The organism is Methylomonas koyamae (genome assembly GCF_001644025.1).
In the GTDB taxonomy this organism is placed as follows: domain Bacteria; phylum Pseudomonadota; class Gammaproteobacteria; order Methylococcales; family Methylomonadaceae; genus Methylomonas; species Methylomonas koyamae_A.
The window spans coordinates 1-1,162 of sequence record NZ_LUUK01000070.1 but is presented as its reverse complement, the minus strand read 5'-3'; the positions used below and the strand labels follow the sequence as shown (position 1 = coordinate 1,162).

Annotated in this window: 2 protein-coding genes; both read right to left on the bottom strand. The window is 44.6% G+C overall.

The genetic code is table 11. From position 1 onward, the window contains the following. Positions 1-691: nuclease-related domain-containing protein (locus A1355_RS06445; RefSeq protein ID WP_064026188.1), on the bottom strand; the 691-nt coding region annotated here is incomplete at its 3' end. Between the two features lie 169 nt (positions 692-860). Continuing rightward, positions 861-1,162, bottom strand: a 302-nt coding sequence (locus tag A1355_RS06440) for an H-NS family nucleoid-associated regulatory protein (RefSeq protein WP_064026186.1), incomplete at its 5' end; no start/stop codon positions are given.

The window sequence follows — 1,162 nt, the reverse complement described above, 5'->3', positions numbered from 1 at the left end:
TCCCGCATTTCGGACAGCTATTGTCAGCCTTCTGACTCCTTGCTTCGACAATTTCGTTAACGTGTTTGACATGTTGCACGTGAGTTTTCAGGGTTGGGCTCAGGCGGCCCGATTCAATTTTTTTGCATATAGCCATGACCTCAAGGTTCGACAGGATGAGTTGAGATTTTTCTTTTATGAATTGGATATAACGGCCTGCATAAACAACGTTGTCTGGCATTGCTGTTTTGAATTCGCTGTCGCCAATGAACACAACCACTGGGAAAATTTTGTCATTGTCGATTTCCAATGCAGAACGCAATGTCTGGGTATGCTTGTAATTTTGATGAAGGGGGTTCTGAAATGTGGTCGTATGCTTGTAAATCTTCTGAGTCCACGTTTTTTGATTAGAGCTGCCATATATCCACCCCTTCATGTTTTTCGTCTCGATGACGAATACGCCAAAGCGTGAGACGATGATATGATCGATTTGAGTGGTGCCGTTCTCGGTCGGCAGCGTGACGTTTTTGAACAGTGTGTAATACTGCTTGTCGAGCAATAGATTCGCCAGTAAATTGACTTGAAATTCGCCAAACATGCCTTTTACAAATGGCGATTTTAGAAACGCCAAGAACAATGATAGCGGTACTAGCCACCATATAGCGCTAATTGCTGTGCCAAATGTTTGAAGGAATATGTTTTTGAGGTCCATGGTTTTTCCGGGATTGTTTGGACCGGATTGTAGGCGATGATGGTTGATCGCGTCTACGCCTAGGCTTATTCCTTCGTGCGGTCAAAATCCAAGCGACTCCAGAGTTAGGAAAGCTCTGTGTTGAAGGGAAGTCAGCGGGTTCAGAGTTATGCTGCACCCGCTCAACAAATTACTGAATCAAAAACTCGTCTTTTTGACGACCTTGATCAGTTAAAGCCTTCATCCATTTTGGCGCCAAGCCTCGACCAGTCCATGTTTCATTTGGATTGGCAGGGTTTGCGTATTTGGCAGCGACAGCAGAAGCAGAAGATGACTTACTGGATTTTTTGTCCTCGACGATTTCAACCGTTACGCCGATAGAGGCCGCTAGATCCTTGATTTGCTTAATGACTTGTTTGCGCATACCGGCGTGCTTTTCTTCTAAAGCGGATTGTGCGGATTTAATTAGATGTTGAAGTTCGTCTTGGGATA